The organism is Microbacterium sp. 22296 (assembly GCF_052045385.1).
In the GTDB taxonomy this organism is placed as follows: domain Bacteria; phylum Actinomycetota; class Actinomycetes; order Actinomycetales; family Microbacteriaceae; genus Microbacterium.
On record NZ_JBQEOS010000005.1, the window covers coordinates 52,323 to 79,273 of the forward strand.

The 26,951-nt window shown below is 69.4% G+C and carries 22 protein-coding genes and 1 pseudogene; 6 read left to right on the forward strand and 17 right to left on the reverse strand.

Going from position 1 to position 26,951, the window contains the following annotated elements; genetic code table 11:
- Window positions 1–5: 5 nt before the first annotated feature.
- A complete protein-coding gene (dnaB, locus tag ACTJJP_RS11460) occupies window positions 6–1,373 on the reverse strand; it encodes a replicative DNA helicase (protein WP_440775141.1) in 1,368 nt (455 codons plus the stop codon).
- A 591-nt stretch (window positions 1,374–1,964) separates the two neighbouring features.
- Between dnaB and ACTJJP_RS11465 the strand changes: the two genes are divergently transcribed.
- Both ACTJJP_RS11465 and ACTJJP_RS11470 read left to right on the forward strand, forming a co-directional pair.
- Complete coding sequence (locus tag ACTJJP_RS11465; RefSeq protein WP_440775142.1) at window positions 1,965–3,233, forward strand: hypothetical protein; 1,269 nt, start codon at window positions 1,965–1,967, stop codon at window positions 3,231–3,233.
- Between the two features lie 78 nt (window positions 3,234–3,311).
- Entirely contained in the window at window positions 3,312–5,150 is a 1,839-nt protein-coding gene (locus ACTJJP_RS11470) for a chaplin family protein (protein ID WP_440775143.1), read from the forward strand.
- Between the two features lie 330 nt (window positions 5,151–5,480).
- Here ACTJJP_RS11470 and ACTJJP_RS11475 read toward each other — a convergent pair whose 3' ends face one another.
- The 7 genes from ACTJJP_RS11475 to rpsF form a co-directional block, all read right to left on the reverse strand.
- Window positions 5,481–6,224 (reverse strand): amino acid ABC transporter ATP-binding protein, encoded by a 744-nt coding sequence (locus tag ACTJJP_RS11475; protein WP_440775144.1) that lies wholly within the window; start codon window positions 6,222–6,224, stop codon window positions 5,481–5,483.
- On the reverse strand, window positions 6,221–7,087 hold the full coding sequence (locus ACTJJP_RS11480; RefSeq protein WP_440775145.1) for an amino acid ABC transporter permease: 867 nt from the start codon (window positions 7,085–7,087) through the stop codon (window positions 6,221–6,223). The genes ACTJJP_RS11475 and ACTJJP_RS11480 overlap by 4 nt, the downstream gene beginning before the upstream one ends.
- Window positions 7,088–7,092: 5 nt before the next feature.
- On the reverse strand, window positions 7,093–7,959 hold the full coding sequence (locus ACTJJP_RS11485) for an ABC transporter substrate-binding protein (protein WP_440775146.1): 867 nt from the start codon (window positions 7,957–7,959) through the stop codon (window positions 7,093–7,095).
- A 386-nt stretch (window positions 7,960–8,345) separates the two neighbouring features.
- Window positions 8,346–8,798: a 50S ribosomal protein L9 gene (gene rplI / locus ACTJJP_RS11490; protein WP_440775147.1), complete on the reverse strand. Its 453-nt coding sequence runs from the start codon at window positions 8,796–8,798 to the stop codon at window positions 8,346–8,348.
- Window positions 8,799–8,808: 10 nt separating this feature from the next.
- Window positions 8,809–9,063: a 30S ribosomal protein S18 gene (rpsR, locus tag ACTJJP_RS11495; RefSeq protein WP_013584646.1), complete on the reverse strand. Its 255-nt coding sequence runs from the start codon at window positions 9,061–9,063 to the stop codon at window positions 8,809–8,811.
- A gap of 101 nt (window positions 9,064–9,164) precedes the next feature.
- A complete protein-coding gene (locus ACTJJP_RS11500; RefSeq protein WP_055952617.1) occupies window positions 9,165–9,692 on the reverse strand; it encodes a single-stranded DNA-binding protein in 528 nt (175 codons plus the stop codon).
- Window positions 9,693–9,697: 5 nt separating this feature from the next.
- Window positions 9,698–10,090, reverse strand: a complete 393-nt coding sequence (gene rpsF / locus ACTJJP_RS11505; RefSeq protein ID WP_013584644.1) for a 30S ribosomal protein S6 — start codon at window positions 10,088–10,090, stop codon at window positions 9,698–9,700.
- 892 nt (window positions 10,091–10,982) lie between these two features.
- Between rpsF and ACTJJP_RS11510 the strand changes: the two genes are divergently transcribed.
- On the forward strand, window positions 10,983–12,101 hold the full coding sequence (locus ACTJJP_RS11510) for a hypothetical protein (protein ID WP_440775148.1): 1,119 nt from the start codon (window positions 10,983–10,985) through the stop codon (window positions 12,099–12,101).
- Window positions 12,102–12,114: 13 nt separating this feature from the next.
- Here ACTJJP_RS11510 and ACTJJP_RS11515 read toward each other — a convergent pair whose 3' ends face one another.
- Both ACTJJP_RS11515 and ACTJJP_RS11520 read right to left on the reverse strand, forming a co-directional pair.
- Window positions 12,115–12,864, reverse strand: a complete 750-nt coding sequence (locus ACTJJP_RS11515) for a 3-hydroxybutyrate dehydrogenase (RefSeq protein ID WP_440775149.1) — start codon at window positions 12,862–12,864, stop codon at window positions 12,115–12,117.
- Window positions 12,861–14,240, reverse strand: a pseudogene (locus ACTJJP_RS11520) (MFS transporter). The gene ACTJJP_RS11515 and the pseudogene ACTJJP_RS11520 overlap by 4 nt, the downstream one beginning before the upstream one ends.
- A gap of 103 nt (window positions 14,241–14,343) precedes the next feature.
- Here ACTJJP_RS11520 and ACTJJP_RS11525 point away from each other — a divergent pair.
- Window positions 14,344–15,246, forward strand: coding sequence for a LysR family transcriptional regulator (locus tag ACTJJP_RS11525; RefSeq protein ID WP_440775150.1), 903 nt, complete (start codon window positions 14,344–14,346; stop codon window positions 15,244–15,246).
- Between the two features lie 275 nt (window positions 15,247–15,521).
- Here ACTJJP_RS11525 and ACTJJP_RS11530 read toward each other — a convergent pair whose 3' ends face one another.
- Complete coding sequence (locus ACTJJP_RS11530) at window positions 15,522–16,103, reverse strand: hypothetical protein (RefSeq protein ID WP_440775151.1); 582 nt, start codon at window positions 16,101–16,103, stop codon at window positions 15,522–15,524.
- Window positions 16,104–16,163: 60 nt separating this feature from the next.
- Entirely contained in the window at window positions 16,164–19,043 is a 2,880-nt protein-coding gene (locus ACTJJP_RS11535) for a M14 family zinc carboxypeptidase (protein WP_440775152.1), read from the reverse strand.
- A gap of 230 nt (window positions 19,044–19,273) precedes the next feature.
- Between ACTJJP_RS11535 and ACTJJP_RS11540 the strand changes: the two genes are divergently transcribed.
- Window positions 19,274–20,335 (forward strand): LLM class flavin-dependent oxidoreductase, encoded by a 1,062-nt coding sequence (locus ACTJJP_RS11540; RefSeq protein ID WP_440775153.1) that lies wholly within the window; start codon window positions 19,274–19,276, stop codon window positions 20,333–20,335.
- Between the two features lie 222 nt (window positions 20,336–20,557).
- Here ACTJJP_RS11540 and ACTJJP_RS11545 read toward each other — a convergent pair whose 3' ends face one another.
- On the reverse strand, window positions 20,558–21,871 hold the full coding sequence (locus ACTJJP_RS11545) for an O-acetylhomoserine aminocarboxypropyltransferase/cysteine synthase family protein (protein WP_440775154.1): 1,314 nt from the start codon (window positions 21,869–21,871) through the stop codon (window positions 20,558–20,560).
- Window positions 21,864–22,805 (reverse strand): ATP-grasp domain-containing protein, encoded by a 942-nt coding sequence (locus tag ACTJJP_RS11550; protein WP_440775155.1) that lies wholly within the window; start codon window positions 22,803–22,805, stop codon window positions 21,864–21,866. The genes ACTJJP_RS11545 and ACTJJP_RS11550 overlap by 8 nt, the downstream gene beginning before the upstream one ends.
- A 144-nt stretch (window positions 22,806–22,949) precedes the next feature.
- Here ACTJJP_RS11550 and ACTJJP_RS11555 point away from each other — a divergent pair, with 144 nt between their 5' ends.
- Window positions 22,950–23,780 (forward strand): class I SAM-dependent methyltransferase, encoded by an 831-nt coding sequence (locus tag ACTJJP_RS11555; protein ID WP_440775156.1) that lies wholly within the window; start codon window positions 22,950–22,952, stop codon window positions 23,778–23,780.
- A gap of 33 nt (window positions 23,781–23,813) precedes the next feature.
- Here ACTJJP_RS11555 and ACTJJP_RS11560 read toward each other — a convergent pair whose 3' ends face one another.
- The 3 genes from ACTJJP_RS11560 to exaC form a co-directional block, all read right to left on the reverse strand.
- Entirely contained in the window at window positions 23,814–24,101 is a 288-nt protein-coding gene (locus ACTJJP_RS11560; protein ID WP_440775157.1) for a hypothetical protein, read from the reverse strand.
- Between the two features lie 396 nt (window positions 24,102–24,497).
- Window positions 24,498–24,893 carry a DUF779 domain-containing protein gene (locus tag ACTJJP_RS11565; RefSeq protein WP_440775158.1) on the reverse strand — a complete coding sequence of 132 codons (396 nt, stop codon included), beginning with the start codon at window positions 24,891–24,893 and terminating at the stop codon, window positions 24,498–24,500.
- Window positions 24,894–25,166: 273 nt separating this feature from the next.
- Window positions 25,167–26,717: an acetaldehyde dehydrogenase ExaC gene (gene exaC / locus ACTJJP_RS11570; protein ID WP_440775159.1), complete on the reverse strand. Its 1,551-nt coding sequence runs from the start codon at window positions 26,715–26,717 to the stop codon at window positions 25,167–25,169.
- Window positions 26,718–26,951: the final 234 nt, after the last annotated feature.

Sequence of the window (26,951 nt, forward strand, 5' to 3'; positions counted from 1 at the left end):
CGGAGTTACATCCCCGGCGCCATATCCGCGAACCGCGAATAGTGCCCCTGGAACGCCACCGTGATCGTGTCGGTCGGCCCGTTACGGTGCTTCGCCACGATCAGGTCCGCCTCGCCCGCACGGGGTGAGTCCTTCTCGTACGCGGCCTCGCGGTGCAGCAGCACCACCATGTCGGCATCCTGCTCGATCGAGCCCGACTCACGCAGGTCACTTAGGGCCGGCTTCTTGTCAGCGCGCTGCTCGGCGCCACGGTTCAGCTGCGACAGGGCGATGACGGGCACCTGCAGCTCCTTCGCCATCAGCTTCAGCGCGCGCGAGAACTCACTGACCTCCTGCTGACGCGACTCGACGCGCTTACCGCTGGTGAGCAGCTGCAGGTAGTCGATGACGACCATCTTCAGACCCTCGCGCTGCTTCAGGCGTCGGCACTTGGCGCGGATCTCGACCAGCGTCATGTTGGGGCTGTCGTCGATGTAGAGGGGCGCGTCGTTGATACGACCGCGGGTGGCGGCGACGGTCGTCCAGTCGCGGGAGTCGAGCGTGCCCTTGCGCATGCTCTGCAGCGGAATGGCGCCCTCGGCGCTGAGCAGGCGCATGGCGATCTCGCTGCGACCCATCTCGAGCGAGAAGAAGATGCAGGGCGCGTTCGAGCGGATCGCGGCCGCGCGCGCGAAGTCGAGCGCGAGCGTCGACTTACCCATGGCGGGACGCGCGGCGAGCACTATCATCTGGCCCGGGTGCAGGCCGTTGGTGAGCTGATCGAGTCCGGCGAAGCCGGTGGGGATGCCCGTCATCGACCCGTCGCGGCCGCGGGCGGCTTCGATCTCGTCGACAGCGGCATCCACCGCCACCGTCAGGGGGATGTAGTCCTCAGCGCTGTCATCGCCCGAGACGTTGTAGATCTCTGCCTGCGCACTGTTGACGAGCTCGATGGGGTCGCCCTCGCCGGCGTAACCCATCTGAACGATGCGCGTGCCGGCCTCGACGAGACGGCGCAGCAGCGCGCGCTCGGACACGATCGAGGCGTAGTAGCCGGCATTGGCCGCGGTCGGCACGATCGAGGTGAGCGTGTGCAGGTAGTCCGCTCCCCCGGCGCGCTGCAGCTCGCCGGTCTTGATGAGCTCGTCGGTCACGGCGACGACGTCGGTCGGCTCACCGTGCGAGTACAGCGTGAGGATGGCCTCGAAGATCAGCTCGTGCTTCGGTACGTAGAAGTCGCCGCCACGGAGCGTCTCGATCACATCGGCGACGGCGTCCTTCGACAGCAGCATGCCGCCCAGCGCGCTCTGCTCGGCGAGGATGTCGTGCGGGGGTGTGCGCTCGGGACGCGGTGCTTTTCCGAGACGCTCCTCGGCGATGTCTGCGATCGACACGGGCTCTCCTCTGCTCTCGGGCCGCCCCTGCGCCCCCCTCACGCGCGCGCGAAAGGATGCGGCGGCGAGAGGTGGAACGACCTCGGGAGCACCCGATCACCGACCTCCGACATTGACGCGCGCCGCAGGGTGACAGGGATGCCCGATGGGCTGCCCCCACGGTAGATACCACCTTCGACCCACGCAAATGTGCCTGTGGATAACTCTGTGGAGAGTGTGCGGGAAACGCCGCAGTCTCTGTGCACAACTCCTGTGGACAAGTCGGTGGATGGTTGTGGATTCGGACCAATATATACGTCTTGATCTGGCTTTTATTTCTCCACAGGTTGTGTGGGGAAATCACGGTTGAAGTAGGCGTTGAAGGTTCCTCGACTTGACAAACGCATGTGTACAACTCGGGGGATAACTCCACGTCGGCCTACCGACGGACGGCATCCGATGTCAAATCTTCCGACACCGCGGCGTGTCGCCCCGTCACCCGCTCGTTACGTAGGCACTACTCAGAATTCACCCTCCCTCTTTCGCCCTCGCCGACGGAGGCGTAACGTCGCCGCCCAGGAGTCACCGACGATTCACCTTGGGGGGCGAATCATGGATGCCACGCTGAAGACAGGGATGCCGCGCACTCTGCGCGTGCTCCTGCTCGGTGTCCTGGTGTCCCTCGGCATCGCCGTCCTTTCCCTCTTCGCCAGCGCGACGTCGGCCTCCGCCGACGACTCCGGCTCGGGTCTGCTCGGTGCCGTCGGGTCGACGGTCAACGGCGTGACCGATACCGCCGGCGACATCGTCGAGCCGGTCGCGACTGCCGTTGTGGAGCCGGTCGCGGAGGCCGTCTCGGAGCCGACGACCAGCGACAGGAAGCCGGTGGCGCAGACCGTCGAGCCGGTCGCGCAGGCGGTCGAGCCGGTCGCACAGACCGTCGAGCCGGTCACCAGCGCCATCGTGGAACCGGTCGCCACCTCCATCGTCGAACCGGCCGTGGACGTCGTCACCGACACGGTCGCGCCCGTCGCCCAGACCGTCACCGCCCCCGTCGCGAGGGTCGTCACCCCCGTCACGCAGGTCGCCGCCCCCGTCGCGGGCGTCGTCACCCCCGTCGCCGACTCGGTCCCGGCCCTCGTCGACACCGCGAACGGCCTCGTGAGCGGCACGATCGGCACCGTGGCAGACGTCGTCACCGACGTCGCCTCCGCGGGCGTCGTGGGCGCCGTCGTCGACCCGATCGTCGACACCGCAGAGGCCCTCCCCCTCGTCGGCGGAGTCATCGAGCAGACCGGCGTGGGCGGCGTCGTCACCGGCGTGGCCGGCACCGTCGATGAAACCCTCCCGGTCGTCGTCGGTTCGGCGCCCGAGATCGCTCCGGTTGTCCCGTCGCTCCCCGGCGACGGCGGCGAGGTGCTCTCCCCTGCACCCGGCGTCACGGTTCCCTCCGTGACGCCGCCGGCAATCCCCTCGGATACCCCCGCCCCGGCTGCGCCTGACACGCTCGTTCCGGCGCTCGCAGTTCCGGCGGCTCCCCCGGCGCCCGTCGTCTCGCCCGCCGCGGCGATCGCACGCGCGACGGCATCGGTCGACCGGGTCGCACGCTTCTTCGATGCCGTCGCCCCGGCATCCCTCCCCTCCTCCACCGACGTGCCTTCTGCGCCGATCGACTCCGACGACCCGGCGCACGTGGCGCTCGCACTGAGCACCGGCGCCGGATCTTCGGCATCCGCGGGATCCGGAGCGACAGGAACGACCGCCGCCACCGCCGACCACGGCGCGCTCTCGTTCGCGCTGACCCTTCTCGCCCGCGGGGGCGACGTCGACGACGACCTCCCCGGCATCCCCGTCTACGACACCGACGCTTCTCCTGACTGAGGTCGGTCGCGCCGTGCATCGCACGGCACACGACCCCGCGCGTTCGCGCACCCTCACTCATCTACAGGAGAAACTCTCATGCGTACCTTCCCCTCGCGTGCCCTCTGGGGCGCGCTCATCGGAGGCGGCCTGGCCGTCCTCGGATGCGGCATCGCCAACGCCGCAGACACCTCGGGAGCAGACGGACTGCTCTCGGGCGACCAGGCCCTCGTCTCGGTCGATCTGCCCGTCACCGTGGGCGGCAACACCGTCTCGGTGATCGGAGACAGTCACACCACGGATGCCACCACCACCGGCGGATCATCCGGCTCCGACTCCGGGCACCACGACGGCGGCTCGAACCAGGGCGGCGACGTGTCCACGGACGGGTCGGACAGCCTGCTCGGCGGCAACCAAGGCCTCGTGTCGGTCGACGTGCCCGTCACCGTCGGCGGCAACGCCGTGTCGGTGATCGGCGACAGCACATCGACGGATGCCACGACCACCGGCGGCTCGGACGCTACGGGCGCTGACGTCACGACCGATGGAAGCGACAGCGTCCTCGGCGGCAACCAGGCCATCGTGCCGATCGAGGTGCCCGTCACCATCGGCGGAAACGCCGTGTCGGTGATCGGCGACAGCACATCGACGGATGCCACCACCACGGGCGGCTCGGGCGGTTCGGGCATCGGCGACGTGACCACCGACGGAAGCGACAGCATCCTCGGTGGCAACCAGCTCGTCGTCCCGATCTCGCTGCCCGTCACGATCGGCGGAAACGCCGTGTCAGTGATCGGCGACAGCACCACCACGGATGCCACCTCCGGCGGATCGAGCGGCTCCGTTGCGGAGCACCCGGCATCCGGACACCCGGGATCCGGGCACCCCGGTTCCGGGCACGGCGGTCCCGGGCACTCCGGCTCCGGGCATAGCGGTGAGGTCACGACCGACGGGTCGGACAGCCTGCTCGGCGGCAACCAGCTCGTCGCGCCGATCAGCCTGCCCGTCACCATCGGCGGGAACGCCGTGTCGGTGATCGGCGACAGCGAGACCGAAGGCGCCACGACAGGCGGCGGCACGGGCGGCTCGGGTCTCGGCGGCGAGATCACCACCGACGGCACCGACAGCCTGCTCGGCGGCAACCAGCTCGTCGCCCCGATCAGCCTGCCCGTCACCATCGGCGGCAACGCCGTCTCGGTGATCGGTGACAGCACCACCACGGATGCCACCACCACCGGCGGCACCTCCGGCGGCCTACTGGGCGGGATCTCCACCGACGGAAGCGGCAGCATCCTCGGCGGCAACCAGCTGATCGTCCCCATCTCGTTGCCCGTCACCATCGGCGGAAACGCCGTGTCGGTGATCGGGGACAGCAACACCGGCGGCTCGCACACGGGTACGCCGGGTACGCCGGGTACGCCCGGTCACCCCGGAACGCCCGGCACTCCCGGAACACCTGGAACGCCGGGAACGCCCGGCACCCCCGGAACGCCCGGTCACCCCGGAACGCCCGGAACTCCCGGAACTCCCGGAACACCTGGAACGCCGGGAACGCCCGGCACCCCCGGCACCCCCGGAACGCCCGGTCACCCCGGAACGCCCGGCACCCCGGGAACACCCGGCACGCCCGGAACTCCCGGCACCCCGGGAACACCGGGCACTCCGGGAACACCCGGCACCCCCGGCACGCCCGGAACCCCCGGCACCCCCGGCACCTCCGGCACCTCCACGCCGGTGATGGGCTCCACCGCGTCGGCCTCGTCCACGCCGTACGCGGCGGCGGCGCCCGTCGCTTCGCGCACGGCCACGGGCACCGTCGGGACGCTCGCCGTCACGGGAACCGACGGGGCGGCGACCGCCGGCCTCGGCCTGGCGGGTCTGGTGGCGATCCTGCTGGGTGGCGCGACTCTGCTGCGTCGTCGCCGCGCGGCCGCCTGACGCACTGACTCCGGGGAGGGGGTGGCCCCTCCCCGGCTGGCGACACCGGATGCCGGCTGTTGGGGGCGGCGTCCGGTGTCGTGGCGCGCCCGGAAGCGACGAACAGCGTCCGGGGCTCGCTCCCCCTCGACGGACGCGGGGACCTCGGGCTTGCGGGTCACGCCCCTCGACCCGTGAAGGGACCTCCATGCGAGTCCCGGTCCTTTCGACACGCTCAGGGACCTCCGCGCGCAACGCGGCTCGATGGCGGGGCCGGTTCGACGAGTTCAAGGCCCCCGCCGGTGCACCGAGGCGGGGTGGCTGAGCCTGTCGAAGCCTCCCTCCCGGCGGCTACAGCGCGCCGCCGCGACGCTCGCGCTCGAGGAACGCGACGGTGTCGGGATGCTGCGGCGCATCGAGCACCTGCGCGGGCGTGCCCTGCTCGACGATGCGCCCGTTCTTCATGAAGACGATCCGGTCGGCCACCTCGCGTGCGAACGACATCTCGTGCGTCGCCATGAGCATGGTCGACCCGCGGTCGCGCAGCACCCGTACCAGGTCGAGGACCTCGCCGACGAGCTGCGGATCCAGCGCCGAGGTGATCTCGTCCAGCAGCAGCAACTCGGGATCGCTCATCACGGCGCGCACGATCGCGACGCGCTGCTGCTGCCCACCCGAAAGACGGTCGGGGAATTCCCGCGCCTTCGCCCCGAGGCCGAGCTGCTCGAGCAGTTCGGTTCCGCGGGCGTACGCCTCGGGTTTCGGAATCCGGTGCACTTTTCGCACGCCGAGGGTCACGTTGTCGATCACGCGCAGGTGCGGGAAGAGGTTGAAGTGCTGGAACACGACGCCGATACGGGCGCGTGCGGCATCCTGATCACGAGTGGGGTCGGTGAGGTCGTCGCCGTTGAGCAGGATCTGGCCGTCGTCGACGCGCTCGATGAGGTTGATGGTGCGCAGCAGCGTCGACTTGCCCGACCCCGAGGCGCCGATGAGCACGACGACCTCGTGCTGGTCGATCGCAAGGTCGATGCCGTCGAGCACGACGTGGTCGCCGAAGGCCTTGCGAACGCCGCGGACGTCGAGCACGCTCACACGACCCCACCCATCTGCTCGCGCTTCGCCAGACGCGCCGACACGTAATCGGTGAGGCGGATCATCGGCAACGCCATCGCCACGAACAGCAGCGCCGCCACGACGTACGGCGTGAAGTTGTAGTACTCCGCCGCGGCGATCTGCGCCGCGCGGATGGCATCCACGGCTCCGAGGACCGAGATCAGACCGACGTCCTTCTGCATCGAGACGAAGTCGTTCATGAGCGCCGGCACGACCTTGCGGACGCCCTGCGGGATGACGACGATGCGCAGCGTCTGCCCGTGCGTGAGGCCCATCGAGCGGGCGGCGACGCGTTGCGAGGGGTGCACGGCCTCCATACCCGCGCGCAGCACCTCGGCGATGTACGCCGAGTAGGTCAGCACGATCGCGATGGTGCCCCACAACACCACCGGCACCCGTCCGAAGAAGCCGAGGGCGGGGATCCCGAAGCCCACCAGATACAGCACGATCAGCAGAGGGATGCCACGGAACAGATCGGTGTACACCGTGGCCAGGGCGCGCAGCGGGAAGAACACCGGACCGCGCAGCGACCGCAGCACCGCCAGCGTGGTGCCGAGGATCGCCACGGCGACCGCCGCGACGAGCAGCACCTGAATGTTCAGCCAGAGCCCGACGAGGATTGACGGGAAGCTCGCGATCGCGATGTCGACGTCGAAGAAGCTGCGGCGCACGTCTTCCCAGCCGGGGCTGGAGAGGATGGCCCACCCCACCACGACGACGAAGACGACCGAGCTCACAAGAGCGATTAGCACCGACTTCGTCGACTGCCGACGCCGTGTGACGCGCCGACCGAGTTCGAGCTCGCTCGGACGCCATGCGGCGTCGAGGGGGGTGGATGCCACGGCTGTTACTTCAGCACGGGAGCGGCCGTGGTGCCGCCGAGCCACGTCTGCTGCAGTTCGTCGAGCGTGCCGTCCTCGCGGAGCGCGTCGACGGCCTCGGTGACGGGGGCCGTCAGCGCCGACCCCTTGGGCAGCACGATGGCGAGTTCGTCGCCACCGTCCGAGGAGTCGGGGAACTGGCCGACGACCTTGCCGTCGTCGAGCACGGCACCGGCGAGGTAGAACGCGGTGGGGAGGTCGACCACGATCGCGTCGACCTGGCCCGCCTGAAGGGCGGCGACGGCGTCATCGTTGGAGTTGAAGACGCTGAGGTTCGCGGTGCCGAGCTGGGCGGAGGCGACCTTGTAGCTCGTGGTGGCGGTCATGACGCCGACGGGGATGTTCTTCAGCTCGGCGACCGAGGTGGCCGACGCGGCGGGCGATGATCCGGTCGTCACGACGGCCTGCGTGGTCGTGTAGTACGGCGACGAGAAGTCGACGGCGTTCTTGCGCTCCTCGGTGACGGAGAACTGCTGCAGGTTGAGGTCCCAGTCCTTGGGGCCGGGAGCGATGGCGCTCTCGAAGGTGGAGCGCACCCACACGACGTCGTCCTTCGAGAATCCGAGCTGGGATGCCACGGCGTCCGCCACCGCGGCTTCGAAGCCCTCGCCCGAGGCGGGGTCGTCGTTCTCGACCCACGGCGAGAACGCGGGCTCGCCGGTGGCGATGGTGAGCTTGCCGGCGGTGACGGTCTGCAGCGCGCCCTCGGACGCGGGGGCGGCGCCCGCGTCGGAGCCCGTCGGGGCGAAGGCGCAGGCGGTGAGCGAGACGAACGTGACGGCGGCCACGGCGGTCAGGGCGGCGGCGCGGCGCAGACGTGCGAAAGCGGTCACGATGTCTCCTCGTGGACGTATCGGGGTCATCCCCGGAGTGCTGTGTGGAGCAAATCGTACCTACTCGGCGGTGCTGCGGGCGGCGGCGCGGAAACTCGACGACACGCGGCGGAGCGTTGCACAGCTGCCGCGTCCCCGGTTCGGGGCGCGTTCCGCGCGTGGCATCCACAGCTCCCCCGGTTCGGGGCGCGTTCCGCGTTTCGCATCCACCGCTCCCCCGGGGTTCGGGGCGCGTTCCGCGCATCGGGGCGGACAACACACGCCCCAAAGGCGCGAAACGTGCCCCGAACCCCGGGAAGGCCGCCGCAAACCGCCCCGCCCGCGGAACGCGGAACGGCCCCGCCCTGCCGGAGCAGGAACGGGGCCGTTCTCGAGAGTGCTGCGAATTACTTCGCGGCGACCACCTGGAGGGTGATCACGGCGGTGACGTCGTCACGCAGACGAACGGTCGCCTCGTGCTCGCCGACCGACTTGATCGCGGAGGTGATCTGGATCTTGCGCTTGTCGAGCTCGCCCAGACCGGCAGCCTTGACGGCGTCGGCGACATCGGCGGTCTTGACCGAACCGAAGAGGCGACCCTCGTTGCCGGCCTTGACGGCCAGCTTGACGGTGTTCGACTCGAGCGAGTTCTTCAGGGCCACGGCGTCCTCGTGGTCGTGGATCGCGCGGGAATCGCGGGCCGCGCGGATCGACGCGACCTGCTTCTCGCCACCGCGGCTCCAGGCCACGGCGAAGCCCTGCGGGATGAGGTAGTTACGGGCGTACCCGTTCTTGACCTCGACAACGTCACCGGCGCTACCGAGCCCGGTGACCTCATTCGTGAGAATCAGCTTTGCCATCGGGTGCTCCTTAGCGGCCGGCGCCGGCGTAGGGCAGGAGAGCCATCTCGCGCGCGTTCTTGATGGCGCGGGCGATCAGGCGCTGCTCCTGCACGGAGACACCGGTGATACGACGGGCGCGGATCTTCCCGCGCTCCGAGATGAACTTGCGGAGGGTTGCGACGTCCTTGTAGTCGATGACGCCGACGCGGATCGCCTTCGCGGGGGCTGCGTTCTTCGCGCCCTTCCGCGGCTTGCGGCGGTCGCCAGTGGCCTTGCCAGCCATGCTTCCTTCTTTCGTGTGGTTCGGATGCCGAGGCGGTCACGCGGACCGGGGCATGGCATCCGGAATTTCAGGGGTCGTCGCGCCGTGAGGCGCAGCGAAGATCAGAACGGGGTGTCGTCTCCGTAGGAACCGGGAGTGCTCCACGCGTCGGCGCCGCTGTTGCTGTTGCCGCCGCCGTTGTTCGAGCCGGGCGTCGACCACGGCTCGTCGTTCGACTGCTGCACCTGCGGGCGCTGACCGCCACCGCCGCCACCCCCGCCGCCGGAAGCGGCACGGGTGACCTGGGCGGTCGCGTAGCGGAGCGAGGGACCGATCTCATCGACTTCGAGTTCGATGGAGGTGCGGTTGTTTCCCTCACGGTCCTGGTACGAACGCTGCTTGAGGCGACCGGTCGCGATGACACGGCTGCCCTTCGTCAGCGAACCGGCGACGTGCTCGGCGAACTCGCGCCACACCGAGGCGCGCAGGAAGAGCGCCTCGCCGTCCTTCCACTCGTTCGCCTGACGGTCGAACGTGCGGGGGGTCGACGCGATCGTGAAGTTCGCCACCGGCAGTCCGTTCTGCGTGTAACGCAGCTCGGGGTCGGCGGTGAGGTTGCCCACGACGGTGATGACGGTTTCGCCGGCCATCGTCGTTACTTCGCAGCCTTCTCGGCGGACTCGACCTTGCGGGGAGCGGCGGCCTTGCGGGCGGCCTTCTCCTCGGAGCGCTTGGCCTCGGCGGCGACCTGAGCGATCGCTTCTTCGGCGCGCAGGACCTTGGTGCGCATGATCTGCTCGTTCAGCTTCAGCTGACGGTCGAGCTCGTTCGTGGCCTCGCTGGTCGCGACGAAATTAACGACGGCGTAGATGCCCTCGTTCTTCTTGCGGATCTCGTAGGCGAGACGACGGCGGCCCCAGATGTCGACCTTGTCGATGGTTCCCCCATCGGCCGTGATGACCTTGAGGAATCCGTCGAGCTTCGGAGCGACCTGGCGCTCGTCGACCTCGGGATCGAAGATGACCATGAGTTCGTACTGGTGCGTCACTAACCCACCTCCTTCGGACTAGAACGGCTGACGGGCATTTCCCGGCAGCAGGAGGGTGTGTTGCACGTCATCGCGGGCTCACACGCGCATGGGCGTCGCCGGACAACCTTCGTAGTCTAGCGGATGCCATGGGTGGGGCGGAATCGCGGCCGGAAGCGCGGTCGCGGGTGCCGTGGCATCCACCGTCTGCGGACGCTCCGGCGTCCGGCATCGGCGCCCGCGCCTGCGCCTGCGCCTGCGCCCGCGCCTGCGCCTGCGCCGAGAAACGCTGATCGCCGGAAGAAACGTCACGTCGCAGCGTTTCTCGCGCAGGACAGCGTTTGTCGCGGTCGGGCACAACAGCGCGGTCGCGCCGCGCCGAGAAACGCTGATCGCCGCAAGAAATGTCACGTCACGGCGTTTCTCGCACAGAACGGCGTTTCTCGCGGTCGGGAACGACGACGCGGTCGCAGATGCCGTGGCATCCGCCGTCCGGGGATGCCCCGGCGCCGGCATCGGCGTCGCGGTCCGCTTCGGCGCCCAGGCCCGCACGGAGAAACGCTCACCGCTGGGAGAAACGCCACGTCGCAGCGTTTCTCGCGCAGAACGGCGTTTCTCGCGGTCCGGAACGACGACGCGGTCGCCGGAGTCCCGGCATCCGCCGTCCGGGGACGCGTCGGCGTCGGCATCGGCACCCCCGCCCCGCCCCGAGAAACGCCCGCCGCCGGGAGAAACGTCGCGTCACAGCGTTTCTCGCGCAGGACAACGTTTCTCGGGACTGGGCGCCGCAGCACGCGAGCACCCGCATGGAACAACGACGCTCAGGGCCCGGCACCACGGAACGGGAACACTCGCGCGCTGGCCTCCCCGATGTCGGACGCCCCCGCTACGGTCGAAGGCGGGGAGGCGACACATGACGACACCTGCAGGACTCGACACCGCGCCGCTGACCGAGCCCGTCGACAAGGCGGCGGTGGGCGCGTTCACCGCCGAACTGCGGAAGCGGGGAGTGCTGCGGGGCCGCACGCTGTCGGTGGTGATCCTCGTGGTCGTGGGACTCGCGTTCGCCCTCGTCGGCGTCCCGCTCTTCTTCTCGATCGTCGTCACGATGTTCACCGAGAGCAGCGGCAGCGCCATCGCCGCGCTGCCGTTCCTCGTGATCCTCGCCATCGTCGCGCTCGTCGCGGTCGCGATCGTGCGCGGGGCCCGCGGCTCGGCCGTCCGCCGGTACCGGCTCGACCGCTTCGCCCGCGCGAATGGCATGACCTGGCATCCGGGGTACGCGAACCCCCCGCTCCCCGGCATGATCTTCAGCATCGGCAACGACCGGGGCACGCACGATCTGATGCGCCGGGAGCATCCGCGGTTCGTCGAAGTGGCCAACTACCGCTACGAGACCGGCTCGGGCAAGAACAAGCAGACCCACCGGTGGGGTTACGCCGCGCTGCGCCTCGACACGCCGCTCCCCCACATCGTGCTGGATGCCGTGGGCAACAACGGGCTGTTCGGCGGCTCCAACCTGCCGGTCGCCTTCGGCCGAGGGCAGCGCCTCAGCCTCGAGGGCGACTTCGACCAGCACTTCGCGCTGTACTGCCCCGAAGGGTACGAGCGCGACGCCCTCTACCTGTTCACGCCCGATGTCATGGCCCGCTTCATCGACAACGCCGCGCAGCTCGACATCGAGATCGTCGACGAGTGGCTGTTCCTGTACTCCCGTCGCGACCTGTCGACGCTCGATCCCGCGACCTGGCAGTGGGTGATGTCGACCGTGGGCGCGCTCGACGACAAGCTCGCGCAGTGGGCGCGGTGGCGTGACGAACGTCTGGCCGCAGCCCCGACCGCGGGGGCGGTGGCATCCGGTCTGCCGGGGGCGTCTACCGCTCCGGCAGCCTTGCTCACCCCTCCCCCGGTCGGCGTCGCACCGCCGGGGCGTCGCCTGCGACGGGGCTTCTCGTGGGTGACAGTGCTGGTCGGCGTGGCGATCGGCGCGTGGTGGCTCGTCACCATCGTGTTCGACGTGCTCGGGTCCTGACACGCGCGACGGGTCAGTGCGCCGACCACCCGCCGTCCATCGTGTAGCTCGCGCCGGTGACCATCGCGGCATCCGGTCCCGCCAGCCACAATGCGAGCGACGCGACCTCGGTCGGTTCGACGAGGCGTTTGATCGCGGCATCCTGCAGCAGGATCGTCTCGAGCACCTCGTCCTCGGCGATGCCGTGCGCGCGGGCCTGGTCGGCGATCTGCTTCTCGACCAGCGGCGAGCGCACGTATCCGGGGTCGATGCACACGCTCGTCACGCCGTGCGGTCCGCCCTCGAGCGCTGTCGTCTTCGAGAGGCCCTCGAGGCCGTGCTTGGCGGTGACGTAGGCCGATTTGAAGGCCGAGGCGCGGATGCCGTGCACGCTCGAGACGTTCAGCACCCGCCCGAAACCGCGCTCGTACATGCCCGGCAGCGCCGCGCGGATCAGCAGGAACGGCGCCTCGAGCATGAGCCGGAGCATGAACGAGAAACGCTCGGGATCGAACTGCTCGATGGGGCTGACGTGCTGGATGCCGGCGTTGTTGACGAGGATGTCGACATCGAGGCTGAGCTCTCGAAGCGCCGCCGTGTCGGACAGGTCGACGACCCACGGGCGACCGCCGAGGTCGGCGGCCACGCGTTCCGCGCCCTCGGCGTTCAGGTCCGCGACGGTGACCTCGGCCCCCGCGCTCGCGAAAGCGCGCGCGATCGCTTCGCCGATGCCGCTCGCTCCCCCGGTCACGAGGGCGCGACGGCCGGTCAGGTCGATGCTCATGCGGATCCCTTCGCTCCCACGCGCTCGGCCGTGCGCGCCGCGTCGGCGGCGTCGATGTCTCGCAGCGAGACGCCGCGCGTCTCCTTCAACGACAGCACGGCGATCGAGGTGACGATGCACGCCACGACGATGTAGAGCGCGATCGGCAGCCATGAGCCGAAGTCACGCAGCCACTGCGTCGCGAGGATCGGGGCGAGCGAACCCGCCAGGATCGCGGTGACCTGGGCGCCGAGCGAGACGCCCGAGTAGCGCATGCGGGTGGGGAACAGCTCGGCCATGACGGCGGGCTGCGGGGCGTACATGCCGGCGTGGAACACCAAGCCGATCGTCACAGCGAGCACGATCATCACGGGGTTGAGCGTGTCGAACATCGGGAAGGCGAAGAACGCCCAGGTGGCGCTGAGGATCGCGCCCGCCAGGTACACCGGACGACGGCCGACACGGTCGGCGAGCCGGCCGAGCGGCGGGATCACGGCGAAGTGCACGACGTGGGCGATGAGCAGCGCGAGGAGCAACTGGCTGGTGTCGTAGGAGTGCACGACCTTCAGGTACACGATCGAGAAGCTGACGACGATGTAGTAGACGATGTTCTCCGCGAAGCGGACGCCCATGGCCTGCACAACACCCTTCGGGTAGCGACGCAGCACCTCGACGACGCCGAACGAGGTCGCCTTCTCCTGCTCGACCTGCGCCTTGGCCTCGAGGAAGATGGGCGCTTCCTCGACGTGACGGCGGATCCAGAAGCCGACCAGCACGATCACGGCGGAGAGCCAGAACGCGATGCGTCAGCCCCAATCGAGGAACGCGGCGGGGCTGAGCACGAACGAGGTGATGAGCAGCACGAGGGTGGCCAGCAGGTTGCCGACCGGCACCGCGGCCTGCGGCCAGCTCGACCAGAACGCGCGGCGACGGTCGGGGCTCTGCTCGGCGACGAGCAGCACGGCTCCTCCCCACTCCCCGCCGACGGCGAAGCCCTGGATGAAGCGCAGGGCGACGAGCATCGCCGGCGCCCAATAACCGACCGAGGCGAAGCCGGGGAGGCATCCCATGAGGAAGGTCGCGGCACCGACGATGATGATCGTCGCCTGCAGCGTGGGCTTCCGGCCAAAACGGTCGCCGATCTGTCCGAAGACGATGCCCCCGAGGGGCCGGGCGATGAACCCGACGGCGTAAGTGACGAAAGCGGCGATGATGCCGTCGAGGGGGGAGCCCGACGACGGGAAGAAGAACGTGCCGAACACGAGGCTGGCGGCGGTGGCGTAGAGGAAGAACTCGTACCACTCCACGACCGTGCCGGCCATGGACGCAGCGACGACCCTGCGGATCCGGTTCGTGGGGGGCTCAGCGCTCTGACGCGCGCGGGTGGGGGAATCCATGACGCTCCTTCGGTGTCGGCGGTGACATCCGCATGCCAGTGTGAGGGGATGCCACCAGTGCGGCAATGCCCAGTTGCACGACGCGGGTGTGCAGAATTGCAGAATGGATGCCGCCAACGTCCGCGCCGACGACCTGCTCATGCTCCTCGCGGTAGCGCGCACCGGCCGCTACACCGCCGCCGCCCAGCTGCGGGGCGTCGATCACACCACCGTGGCGCGTCGGATCGGTGCGCTCGAGGAGGCGCTCGGCGGGCGGGTGGTCGCGCAGTCCGGGCGCGGGTGGGAGCTCACGGCGCTCGGGAAGCACGCCGCGGAGACGGCCGGCCGCATCGAGGCGGCTCTGTCGCAGCTCGCGGCGGGGGGAGAGGAGCCCGATCCGGTGTCGGGCGTCGTGCGCATGTCGGCGACCGACGGCTTCAGCGCCTTCATCGCCGCCCCCGCGATCGCGCGGCTGCGGGATCGGCATCCGGACCTGTCGGTCGAGATCGTCGCCGCCCAGCGCCGCGCTTCTCTGCACCGGCCGGGACTCGATCTCGAGGTGGTGGTGGGGCAGCCGCAGACCATGCGGGGGTCGAGCGTCGAGCTCGGGTCGTACACGCTCGGCATGTACGCCTCCCGCGCGTACCTGTCGACGCACGGGAGCCCGCGGGACATGCAGGAACTGCAGCGCCATCGACTCGTCTACTTCGTCGACGCGATGCTGCAGGTGGAGGCGCTCGACCTTCCGCGCCGCGTCGTGCCGCGGATGCGCGACGGGGTCACCTCGACGAACGTGCTCGTGCAGGTCGAGGCCACCCGCGCCGGCGCCGGGATCGGGATGCTGCCGTGCTTCGCCGCCGACCGTCACGACGACCTCGTGCGACTGCTGCCCGAGGTGGTCGGCGAGCGACTGCCGTACTGGATGATCGTGCGCGCCGACTCGCTGCGCATCCCGGCGGTCGTCGCTCTGGCTGAGGCGCTGCGCGAGCAGACGGCGCGGTCGAAGGAGATGCTCGACGGTGTGTGACGCGGTGGACCGGTGGCTTCGACAGGCTCAGCCACCCCGGGCCCGGCTCTCCGCCGCGGGAGGGCCCTGAGCCCGTCGAAGGGCCCGGGACAGACAGCACCGCACGCACGGGAGGACCCTGAGCCCGTCGAAGGGCCCGGGACAGACAGCACCGCACGCGCGGGAGGACCCTGAGCCCGTCGAAGGGCCCGGGGCAGACAGCACCGCTCACGCACGGACCGGTGGTTTCGCCAGGCTCGTCCACCTCGGGCCCGGCTCAGGGGCACCGCGAGGGATCAGTCGAGCTCGCGCGTGATCGCGATGGTCTCGCTCACGGTTTCGCCGGCACCCTGCACCGTGAGGGTGAACACCTGGTCGGCGTCGCTGCACGCGAAGACCAGACCGGAGAAACCGGCTGAGCTGAGGCCGACCTCGGCCGCGGGTTGCACCGAGGCGTCGCTGGTCGCGATGCCGATCCACGCCCGCTCGGCGCCCTCGCTGGTCCACGAGAACGTCAGCGGCACGGTGCTTTCGCGGTCGTCAGGACAGGCGGCGACCGTCGGTTCGACGGAGAGTTCCGAGATCACCGGGCCTCCCGTCGAGACCGTCGGGGGAGTGGATGCCGCTGACGCGGGCGGCGATGCCGGTGACGTTTCGGCCACGGGAGACGTCGAGGCCACAGTGGCTGTGCTCACAGACGTCGGCTGCGCCTCCGGAGCGGTCAAACCCGTCGTGGTCACCGCCCAGATAGCCAGGGCGATGCCGCCGAGGACGAGGGCCGAACCCACGGCGAGCGCCGCTCGGCGGGGAGGGCGGGGGGATGCCGAGCGGGAGTCCGTGGCATCCGAGGTCTGCGAGGGGTCTTCGGGGTGGGTCATGGGTGGAGCTCCAGGGTGGGGGACTCCGGGGAGGGGCGGGTGCCCCTCCCCGGAGCGGGATCAGCGCGTCGAGGTCTTCGAGCGCGTCCGGCCGATCACGACCAGCCCGACACCGACCATGCCGGCGGCGAGCGCGAGCCAGCCCAGCGATGACACGTCGGCGGTACCGGTCTGCGCGAGCGGTCCCGACCCGGAGCCGGGAACCGGCGGCGTCGAGGCGGTCGGCGCGAGCGTCGGCGTGGCCGTGGGTGCCTCGGTCGGCTCGGCCGTCGGGGCGACGGTCGGCTCCGGGGTGGGCTCGGGCGTCGGGGCCACCGTCGGCTCGGGCGTCGGGGCGACCGTCGGCTCCGGCGTCGGCGCCACGGTGGGTTCCGGCGTCGGCGTCGGCTCGACGACCACCGGCGCGTCCGCGGCCCAGAACACCGCGCGGGCGATGTCGCTGAACGCGCCGACCGGGTGGGCGCGGAAGGTCGGCGAGGTGCCGAACACGAAGGCACGCGTGCCGGACGGACCCGTGAGCGAGACGGCCGACGCCTGGCCCGCGGCATCCTGGATCGACTGCCCGGGAGTGCTGCGCCAGTGGCCCGAGATGAAGGTGTGGTCCTCCGCGTAGCGCTGCTCGACCGTGACACCGGGCGCGGGGTCGGGGAACCACGCGAACGGGTACCCGAACGCCGTGCCCTGCGTGCCCTCCAGCACACTCTCGAACGGTGTGTGGACGATGGCGATGCCGTTGGACCCTCGGGTTCCCGTCACCGCGGTCAACGGAGCGACGTGGGTGTTCACGAAGGCGGCGCCACCCGCACCGCGCCCCACCACCGGCTTGCCGGCGGCGATGAAGGCCTCCACCCGGTCGGCTCCGGCCTGCTCCTCCGGCGTGAAGCTCAGACCGGTCCCGACGTAGAGGAGGTCGATCGTGGACAGGTCCACCTCACCCGCGGTCAGTGCCGCGGCGGTGACCGGCACCAGTCCCGTGAAGCCGACCTTGGTGAGGGCGTCTCGGTCGCCGGCGTCGCCGACATAACCGATCCGCACGCTCTTCAACTCGATGCTGCCCTCGACCGGACTCCAGCCGCTCAGGCGGAAGTCCACGCCGAATGTCGCCGCTGCCTCCTCGAGCAGCACGCGCGTCGCCGCATCGCCGCTGACCTCGATGAACCCGTTGGTGCGCTGCGTGAGCGGCACTCCCGCCGCCAACAGCGCGTTGACCGCCTGCCAGTCGGCGACGCCGCGCGGCTGGAAACTCAGCGTGCCGGAGCCGGTGGACACGAAGCCGGTGAGCGGCGCCTCGGTGACGGGCTCGACCGCGGTGGTCGGGGCGGCATCCGTGGTCTCTCCGATACGGACCACCTGCGCGCCCCACAGCAGCGACAGGCTCCATGCCGAGATGTCGTACATGTCGGGGACGCGGTCGGAGATGTCGGAACCGTTCGCGAGCAGCACGTTGGCGAGGCCACGCAGCGGCTGGTGCATGTCGACGTAGAAGGAACCGGCCGGATAGTCGTTGCCCTCCAGGCGTGCGGGGGCGGTGAGGCGTTCGACCCGGATGCCGTTGACGAGCAGCTGCTGCACGAGCGTCTGCGCGTCGGAGTCCGAGCGCTGACCCCCGCCGATCGGGATGACGTACGCCCGCGGGAAGTCGGCGTTGTAGATGTCGGTCTCGTCCCAGATGTCGGTCCACTGCGCGGGGACACCCGGAGCGAGGTCTTCGGGGGCGATGTCGGCGGGGATCTCGCGGCTGGGCTCGCCGGCCTCGCCGCGGCGGAAGATCTCGATCTGGTTGTCGAGCAGCGCATCGCTGTGCTCGTCGACGTAGTCCACGACGGTGTCGATCACGACCTCGGCGACCTCGATGTTGACCTTCGCGCGAGCGGGCTGGTCGCCCGAACGCCCGAGCGGAAGCTCGACGGTGTTCGTGATGGCTCCCTGGTAGGCCACGTACTGCGGGGCGAAGATCGGGGGCCAGTCGTCCCAGCCCGACCGCTGGTCGCGGTAGGGGATGTTGATGAAGCCGGTGTTGGTCTCGGTCACGCTGTCGGTCGCCGGGTCGTAGTAAGTGTTACCCGGGATGTTCGCCGCGGTCACGGCATCCTCGATCTCCAACGCCGTGGCATAGGCGTGGGGCACGAAGAGGTCGTACTCGTAGTTCTCACCGTGCGGGGGGCCGCAGGGCTCGACCTGCAGCACGCTCGTGTAGCCGTGCAGGTCGATGAAGTACGTCGGCTGGATGACGTTCGCCAGGTCGCGCACGATGGATGCCTCGGCGGTGGCGCCCGTGATGAAGTCGCGGTTCGGGTCGTAGCCGTTCGCGGTTCCGCGCTGCCCCAGCGCACGGCCGTCGGGGTTGTTGGTCACCGTGAAGTAGATGCGGTGATCGTCGAGCATCTCGGTCGTGGCGGGGTCGGTGGTCGTGGCGAGGTCCTCGATGTAGTTGAGGGTCGCGTCGGTGCCCTCCCACTCGTTGCCGTGGATGTTGCCGTTGAACCACATCGGCACCTTGTACTCGCTCTGCAGCGTCTCGTCCGCCGCGGCGGCCGTCGGGTCGGCCTTGACGAGGTCGCGCCAGGCGGACTGCTGCGCGGTCTGCGCGGTGGTCTCGGGGGTCGTGACGGTCACCAGGTAGATGTCGCGGCCCTGCGCCGAGGTGCCGACGACCTGCGCCGAGACCCGGTCGCTGGTGTCCATGAGGGTGTTCAGGAACGGCGCTATCTCGTCGTACGGGCGCACGCCGCGCGCGATGGACGCGTCTTCGGGGAGGTCGGGGAACACCTTCAGCTCGGGCTGCACGGGGTAGCTGGTCGGCATGTCGATCAGCGGCGACACGGGTCGCACCACGCTCAGCGAGGGGGGAACCATCGCGGCCGAGGCCGGGAGGGCGGCGAACACGGTGGTCGCGGCGAGGCCGCAGACGACGGTGCCCGCGAGGATGCGTCTCTGCACGGAGTCTCCATGGGGGTTGCGGCCGCGCGACGTGGAGCATCTCGCACGGCAGGGGGGGACGGTCCGGTGAGCCGAACCTGGAAGAAATCTATGGATGCCGTGTTACGCCGCTGTGACGAGCGCTGACCCTCGTGTTACCGGTACCGAGGAACGTCTGAGTTCTCCATCCGACATGACGGAGAGTGTCGGGACCGACCCCGTCGTTGCGCGCAGCCGGAAGGATGGATGCCATGACCTCCCCCCAGCGCGTGCGTTTCGGTTACTGGACCCCGATCTTCGGCGGGTGGCTCCGCAACGTCGACGACGAGCAGACACCCGTCTCGTTCGCCCACATCGCCGAGATCGCCCGAGCCGCCGAGGAGGGCGGGTTCGACCTCACGCTGATCCCCGAGCTGAACCTCAACGACATCAAGGGCGTCGAGGCGCCGTCGCTGGATGCCTGGGCGGTGACCGCGGCGCTGGCGGCGGTGACGACGTCACTCGAGCTGATGACCGCCGTGCGTCCGGGGTTCCACAATCCGTTCCACACCGCGAAGCAGGCGGCGACCATCGACGAGATCAGTGGGGGCCGGTTCACCCTCAACGTGGTCTCGGCGTGGTGGGCCGAGGAGGCGAAGCAGTACGACGGCTTGTTCAGCGCGCACGACGACCGCTACGCCCGCACCATCGAGTGGGTCGAGGTGCTGCGCGGACTGTGGTCCGAGACGCCGTTCGCGTACGAGGGGGAGTACTACCGCACCGAGGGGACGTATACCGAACCCAAGCCCCGCGTCATCCCGCGCCTGTACGCCGGTGGCGAGAGCGAGGCCGGTCGTACGGCGATCACCCGCTTCGCCGACGCGTACCTGACGCACGGCGGGACGCTCGACGAGCTGTCGTCGAAGGTCGCGGACATGCGCCGGCGACGCGCGGCGGCGGGGGCGACGCCGTTCGAGGCCTTCGGCATGGCCGCGTACGCCGTGGTGCGCGACACCGACGACGAAGCGCAGGCCGAGATCGAGCGGATCACCGACGTGCGCGGGGGAGCGGCGTACGGCTCGTACCAGGACTTCGTCAGCAAGTCGAAGCTCGACACCCCGGTCGACCTCAAGGAGTACTCGGTCTCGAACCGCGGCCTGCGGCCCAACCTCGTCGGCACCCCCGACCAGGTCGCCGAACGCATCGTGGAGTTCGCGAACGTGGGCGTCTCGACGCTGCTGCTGCAGTTCTCACCGCACCTGCCCGAGATGCAGCGCTTCGCCGCCGAGGTGATCCCGCGCGTACGGCGCCTGGAGGCGCAGCGCGACGCGTGACCGTCCTGTACCGGGGCATTTCCGCGCGTTCGCGAGATCTGAGACGAGTGGGGGGTGGCTGAGCCCGTCGAAGCCACCGGTCAACACCGGTGGCTGAGCCCGTCGAAGCCACCGGTCAACACCGCGCACGCGGACCCTTCGACACGCTCAGGGTCCCCGTGGGCGAGCGCGAGCCCGTCGTCTCGACGACACGTCGACGGCCTCTGTGTCTCGCGGGAAGCGCTAGACCGCCGCGCGCAACGCCTGGTCGAGATCTGCGATCAGGTCTTCGGCATCCTCGAGCCCGATCGACAGGCGCACGAGCCCGTCGCTGATACCCAGACGGTCGCGCGTCTCCTGTGCGAAGCCGATGTGGGTGGTGGTGGCGGGGTGCAGTGCCATCGAGCGCGTGTCGCCGATGTTGGTCATGCGGCTGAACAAGCGCAGGGCATCGAAGAAGCGCTCGGCCCCATCGCGCCCGCCGCGTACGGTGAACGAGAACACCGAGCCCGACAGTCCGCCGTAATCGCGCACGGCGAGGTCGTGCTGCGGATGCGTGGGGAGTCCGGCGTAGTCGACGCTCTCGACGGCGTCGTGCTGCTCGAGCCACTCGGCGACCGTTCGAGCGCTCGCCAGGTGCTGCCGCATGCGCACCGACAGGGTCTCCATTCCCTGCTGCAGCAGGAAGCCGTTGAGCGGTGACAGCGCCGGACCGATGTCGTTCGCGATCCCGAACCGCAGGGACAGTTCGAATGCGCGCGGCCCGAACGCCTCGACGAGCGAGCGGTGCGCCGCGATCGGGGTGTCGGTGAGGGCGGGGTAGGAGCGATCGGATGCCACCCAGTCGAACGTTCCACCGTCGACGACCGCCCCGGCGAGGTTGGCACCGTGGCCCGAGAGGAATTTCGTCGCGGAGTGCACGACGATGTCGGCGCCGTGCTCGATCGGGCGGATCAGGAAGGGCGTCGCGATGGTGTTGTCGACGACGAGCGGGATGCCGTGGCGTATCGCGATGCGGGCCACCGCGGCGATGTCGACGATGTCGTTCTTCGGGTTGGGAAGCGTCTCGGTGAAGATCACCTTGGTCTCGGGGCGGATGAGGGAGTCCCACTCGGACTCGTCGGTGGGATCCCAGACGTAGTCGACGGTCACCCCCATGCGGGCGAAGGTGCGGTCGAACAGCACGCGCGTGCCGCTGTAGATGCTCGCGGTGGAGACGATGTGCTCACCGGAGCCGGCGAGCGCGAGGAGCGAAACGGTGACGGCCGCCTGGCCGGAGCCCACGACGATCGCGCCCGAGCCTCCCTCGAGCGAGGCGAGACGACGTTCGGCGACCTGGTTGGTGGGGTTGGCGTTGCGGGAGTAGAGGTGGCCGAGGTCGGCGCCGGCGAACCGGTCGGTCGCCTCCTGGAACGACGCGAACCGGTAGGCGGCCGAGAGGTGGATGGGCGTGATGCGCGAGCCGTGGGTGAGGTCTTCCTGCTCGCCGGCGTGCACCTGCCGCGTGGCGAAGCCGAAGCCCGCCCAGTCGCTGTGCGGCGCCGCGGGCTCAGCCACGGATGCCGACCACTTCACGTGGCAGCAGGGAGCCGAGCCAGCGCGCGATCTCATGCGGTCCCGAGCGCGGAGCGGATGCCTCGACGTCGGGGTTGTAGTTGGTGTTGGTGTTCACGTCGTACGTCACCGTGCGGCCGTCGAGGGTCTCGATGAACTCGATGCCGGCGATCCCCACGCCCTCGGCCGCGAGGAATGCGAGATACCGATCGATGAGTGCGGGGTCGACATCGTCGCGCAGGCGGAAAAGCGGCTCGGGCTCGACGCCGTCGGCACCCGGGATCGCGCACGCCTCGGCGGGGCAGAGCTCGAAGCTGCCGGCGCTGGTGTCGACGCGCACGGCGTAGACGAACTCGCCCGCGACGAACTCGGCGCGGGTGATGAAGGGCGTCCGGGCGACGAGGAGCTCTTGAAGAAGGGTGATGCCGTCGGGCGAGGGCTCGAAGTCGGACCCGGCCACCCAGGCGGCGAAGTCGTCGACGGAGTCCCACCGCCGCACGCCCAGGCCCTTGCCGCCCTGGTTGTGCTTGCTGATGAACGGCGCGCCGAATCGTTCGGCCGATGCCGCAAGGTCGTCGGTACCGAAGACGGCGACCGTACGGGGGACCTCGATGCCCGCGTGTCGCAACGCCGCGTGCTGGGCGACCTTGCTCACCTCGAGCTCGAGGACGTCGGCACCGTTGATGACCGTACGGCCCCACGATGCAAGCCAGCGCAACACGGCGCGGCCGAACTCCTTGCTGTGCGCGTGGTCCCGCGTGTGCGCCGACGCGCTCAGTCGCGACCAGAAGACGCCGTCCGGCGGTTCGACCGCGAGGTCGATCGAGCCGTCGGTGAGCAGCCATTCTTCGAACGGCACGCCCTCGGCTTCGAACGCGGCCGCGAACGGCGGAAGCCACTGGGGATTCTCGTGGATGACATAGACCTTGCCCGACATTCCGCCAGGCTAACGCGCCCCTCCGACATCGGACCGACCGGCTCGTCACGCGGGGTCACGGCATCCCCGTGCGAGCCACGGCGGAGGGTGCGCGGCATCCGAGATCTGTATCGTGGCAAGGCTGTGCCGACGGAAGGGGATGCCATGACCTCGGACTACACCGATGCCAATCGCGCCAACTGGGACCAGCGTGCGACCTTGCACGCTGCCCGTGACGGATCGGGCTACGGCGTGCAACGGTACGTCGCGAATGCCGAGGCGCTCTCCGACGTCGTGCGCTTCGATCAGCCCCTGATCGGTGACATCGCGGGGCTGCGCGCGGTGCACCTGCAGTGCCACATCGGCACCGACACCCTGTCGCTGGCGCGCCTGGGCGCACGCGTGACAGGCCTCGACTTCTCGGAGAACGCCGTCGCCGAGGCCCGCCGCCTGGCCGCCGAAGCCGGAGCCGACATCGACTTCGTGCACGCGGACGTCCGGGATGCCGCAACGGTCCTGCCCCGCGGAGGGTTCGACCTCGTCTACACCGGTATCGGCGCACTGTGCTGGCTGCCTTCGATCAGCGAGTGGGCGGGAGTGGTGTCCGACCTGCTGGCTCCGGGGGGCACGCTGCACATCCGCGAGGGGCATCCGGTCCTGTGGTCCCTCAACGAGCAGCTCCCGGGCCTCGCGCCGACCTTCCCCTACTTCGAGCAGACCGCGCCTCTCGAATGGGACGACGCAGGAACCTACGTCGAGGTCGCCGCACCGCTGACCGCGACGCGCACGTACGAGTGGAACCACGGCCTCGGCGAGATCGTCACCGCCCTCCTCGACCGCGGGCTCCGCCTCGACGCGTTGGTCGAGCACGACAGCGTGCCGTGGGACGCGCTGCCCGGCCGCATGACCGTCCGCCCCGACGGTGAGTACGCCCTGACCGAGCAGCCGTCGGTCATTCCGTTGAGCTACACGATCCGGGCGTCGAAGGTGGCCTGACGCCAGCGTGAAGGCTTGCATCGGACCCGCGCGTCATCTCCTCGAGCCGATGCGGACCATCATCGCCCACCACACCAACGCGAAGAGGGCCGCAGCAATGACCGCGTTGACGAGCGATCCGTCGATGACCACCGAAGGCGAGTCGTCAGCGTCACGGGCGCCCTGAAACGTCACCACGAGCGGGATCACTGTCGTGGCCGCGTTCGCGAAGGAGACGGCGGCGAGCGCCATAGCGAGAATGCCGAGGAGACCCGCGCCGAGGAGAAGGCCGGATGCCACGACGGCCACGTGAGAGGCGACATACCTGAGGCGGATTGTCATCGCGTGTCCCTCCGGTTTGCGGTCGGTCCTACGCTATGCGGGTTCGACCCAACCGACGGGATGAAATCGTCGACGGTCGTAGGTGACGACCGCGGGAACTCGCGCGCCGCCCGTGGCAAGCTAGCGCCCTCATCCGCATCTCAGGGGGCGCCGCTATGTGGGACACCGCCAATCCGGTAATCATCGTGACGATCTACGCGGCCCTCATCGGCGGCGGGTGGGGCCTGCTCGTCGATCCGATCCGACCCGCGACCTGGTGGGTCACCGTGGCGTCGGTGATCCTGACAGGCTTCTCGATTGCCGGGTTGGCACCCGACGCGGCTTTCGCCACACCGATGCTCGTAATCGCCTTCTCCCTCACCTCGTGGGCACGAGACAAGATGTGGCGCGCCAGCCTCATTCGCGAATCGTCTGAACCCCGAACGCCACCGCCTCCTCCTCCGTCAGCATCCGCGACCGGATGAGGAACCGCATCCCCGTCGGACCCTCGACCGAGAAACCGGCCCCGCGGCCCGGGACGACGTCGATCGTCAGGTGCGTGAACTTCCAGTACTCGAACTGCGACTCCGACATGAAGACCTCGATGGGGTCGTCGAGCCCGACGTCGATGACGCCCAACAACACGTCGCTCGGTCCGGTGAGGAACATCCCGACCGGATAACACATCGGTGAGCTGCCATCACAGCAACCGCCCGACTGATGGAACATCAGCGGCCCATGCTTGGCCGTGAGCTCGCGCAATAGCGCGGCCGCGGCATCCGTCACATCGACGCGTGAGAGCTGGGTCGTCATGTCCCACTCCTTTCCGTTCATGTCCCGAAATGTGTTGGCTGCGGGCCCGACAACCCGCCATAACTGGGACGAGGGTCGACGCGAGGCAGCCATAACTGGGACCAGGGTCGACGCGAGGCTGCTACAAGCGGGACGAAGGTCGACGCGACGCGCCCACAAGTGGGACACGCACAGCCCCACAACCCAGACGGGTGCGACCCCCGGGCGCGAACCCGGGGATCACGGAGCGCCGGCGACCCGCCGCCCCGACGCTCCGTTCACAACGGCTCCGGCTCAGAAGAAGCCCATGGCCCCGTCGGCATACGACACCAGCAGGTTCTTCGTCTGCTGGTAGTGGTCGAGCATCTTGAGGTGGTTCTCGCGGCCGATGCCCGACTGCTTGTACCCGCCGAACGCCGCGTGCGCGGGGTACTGGTGGTAGGTGTTCGTCCAGACGCGTCCTGCTTCGATCGCGCGACCTGCGCGGTAGGCGGTGTCACCGCTGCGGCTCCACACGCCGGCACCGAGACCGTAGAGCGTGTCGTTGGCGATCGAGATGGCATCGTCGAAGTCGTCGAACGACGTCACTGACAGCACCGGCCCGAAGATCTCCTCCTGGAAGATGCGCATGTCGTTCGTCCCCTCGAACACAGTCGGGGCGACGTAGTACCCCTCGGTCAGGTCGCCGCCGAGATCGACCCGCTCACCGCCGATGAGCAGCTTGGCGCCGCCCTGCTTGCCGATGTCGATGTACGAGAGGATCTTCTCGAGCTGGTCGTTCGAGGCCTGCGCGCCGATCATCGTCTCGGGGTCGAGCGGATTGCCCTGGCGCACCTTCTTCACGCGCTCGACGCCGTCGCCGAGGAACTGGTCGTAGATCGACCGCTGGATCAGCGAGCGCGAGGGGCACGTGCAGACCTCGCCCTGGTTGAGCGCGAACATCGTGAAGCCCTCGAGCGCCTTGTCGTAGTAGGCGTCGTCGCTGCGGAGCGCCACGTCTTCGAAGAAGACGTTCGGGCTCTTGCCACCCAATTCGAGCGTCACCGGGATCAGGTTCTGCGAGGCGTACTGCATGATCAGACGGCCGGTCGTGGTCTCGCCCGTGAACGCGATCTTCCGGATCCGCTTGTGCTGCGCCAGCGGCGCACCCGCTTCGATCCCGAAGCCGTTGACGATGTTCACGACACCGGCGGGCAGCAGGTCGCCGATGATGTCGAACAGGAAGAGCAGGGATGCCGGAGTCTGCTCGGCCGGCTTGATCACGACGCAGTTGCCCGCAGCGAGCGCGGGGGCGAGCTTCCATGCCGCCATGAGAATGGGGAAGTTCCACGGGATGATCTGACCCACCACACCGAGCGGCTCGTTGAAGTGGTACGCCACGGTGTTCTCGTCGAGCTGGCTGAGCGAGCCCTCCTGCGCCCGCAGGACGCCCGCGAAGTAGCGGAAATGGTCGACAGTCAGCGGGATGTCGGCGGCGAGCGTCTCGCGCACCGGCTTGCCGTTCTCCCACGTCTCGGCGACGGCGATCTTCTCGAGGTTCTCCTCGATGCGGTCGGCGATCTTGTTCAGGATGACGCTGCGCTCGGCCGGCGTGGTCTTCTTCCACGACGCGAACGCCTTCCACCCGGCATCCACCGCCCGATCGATGTCGTGTGCGTCGCCGCGCGCGACCTCGCAGAACGGCTTGCCGGTGACGGGAGTGATGTTCTCGAAGTACTCCCCGCTGTGCGGGGCGACCCACTCGCCGCCGATGTAGTGCCCGTACCGCGAACGGTATTCGGCGACGGATCCGCGGGTTCCGGGGGCGGCGTAGACGCTCGAGACGCCCTCTTCGACGATGGTCATGCGTGTCTCCTTCGACGGTCATGAGTCGCCGCGTCTGCTTCGGGCGGCGATGCGCCGACGGTACGCCGAGGGAGGTTGCATCGAGTTGCACCGCGGGCACAGCGCCGACGGCGGCGCGGGCCATCTCGTCGAAGCCGCACCCGATTGCCGAGAGCGCATCCGATTGGCGGCGAACGCATGCGGCCTCGTCACTGCAATGCGGTTTCGAGCTGCGGCCGTCTCGCCAGCGCCCGG

Coding starts and splice junctions, on each gene's coding strand:
- ACTJJP_RS11465 (WP_440775142.1), top strand. CDS start 1,965: ATGGATGCCACGCTGAAGACAGGGATGCCGCGCACTCTGCGCGTGCTC.
- ACTJJP_RS11470 (WP_440775143.1), top strand. CDS start 3,312: ATGCGTACCTTCCCCTCGCGTGCCCTCTGGGGCGCGCTCATCGGAGGC.
- rplI (WP_440775147.1), bottom strand. CDS start 8,798: ATGGCAAAGCTGATTCTCACGAATGAGGTCACCGGGCTCGGTAGCGCC.
- rpsR (WP_013584646.1), bottom strand. CDS start 9,063: ATGGCTGGCAAGGCCACTGGCGACCGCCGCAAGCCGCGGAAGGGCGCG.
- ACTJJP_RS11500 (WP_055952617.1), bottom strand. CDS start 9,692: ATGGCCGGCGAAACCGTCATCACCGTCGTGGGCAACCTCACCGCCGAC.
- ACTJJP_RS11510 (WP_440775148.1), top strand. CDS start 10,983: ATGACGACACCTGCAGGACTCGACACCGCGCCGCTGACCGAGCCCGTC.
- ACTJJP_RS11515 (WP_440775149.1), bottom strand. CDS start 12,864: ATGAGCATCGACCTGACCGGCCGTCGCGCCCTCGTGACCGGGGGAGCG.
- ACTJJP_RS11525 (WP_440775150.1), top strand. CDS start 14,344: ATGGATGCCGCCAACGTCCGCGCCGACGACCTGCTCATGCTCCTCGCG.
- ACTJJP_RS11530 (WP_440775151.1), bottom strand. CDS start 16,103: ATGACCCACCCCGAAGACCCCTCGCAGACCTCGGATGCCACGGACTCC.
- ACTJJP_RS11540 (WP_440775153.1), top strand. CDS start 19,274: ATGACCTCCCCCCAGCGCGTGCGTTTCGGTTACTGGACCCCGATCTTC.
- ACTJJP_RS11550 (WP_440775155.1), bottom strand. CDS start 22,805: ATGTCGGGCAAGGTCTATGTCATCCACGAGAATCCCCAGTGGCTTCCG.
- ACTJJP_RS11555 (WP_440775156.1), top strand. CDS start 22,950: ATGACCTCGGACTACACCGATGCCAATCGCGCCAACTGGGACCAGCGT.
- ACTJJP_RS11560 (WP_440775157.1), bottom strand. CDS start 24,101: ATGACAATCCGCCTCAGGTATGTCGCCTCTCACGTGGCCGTCGTGGCA.
- ACTJJP_RS11565 (WP_440775158.1), bottom strand. CDS start 24,893: ATGACGACCCAGCTCTCACGCGTCGATGTGACGGATGCCGCGGCCGCG.
- exaC (WP_440775159.1), bottom strand. CDS start 26,717: ATGACCATCGTCGAAGAGGGCGTCTCGAGCGTCTACGCCGCCCCCGGA.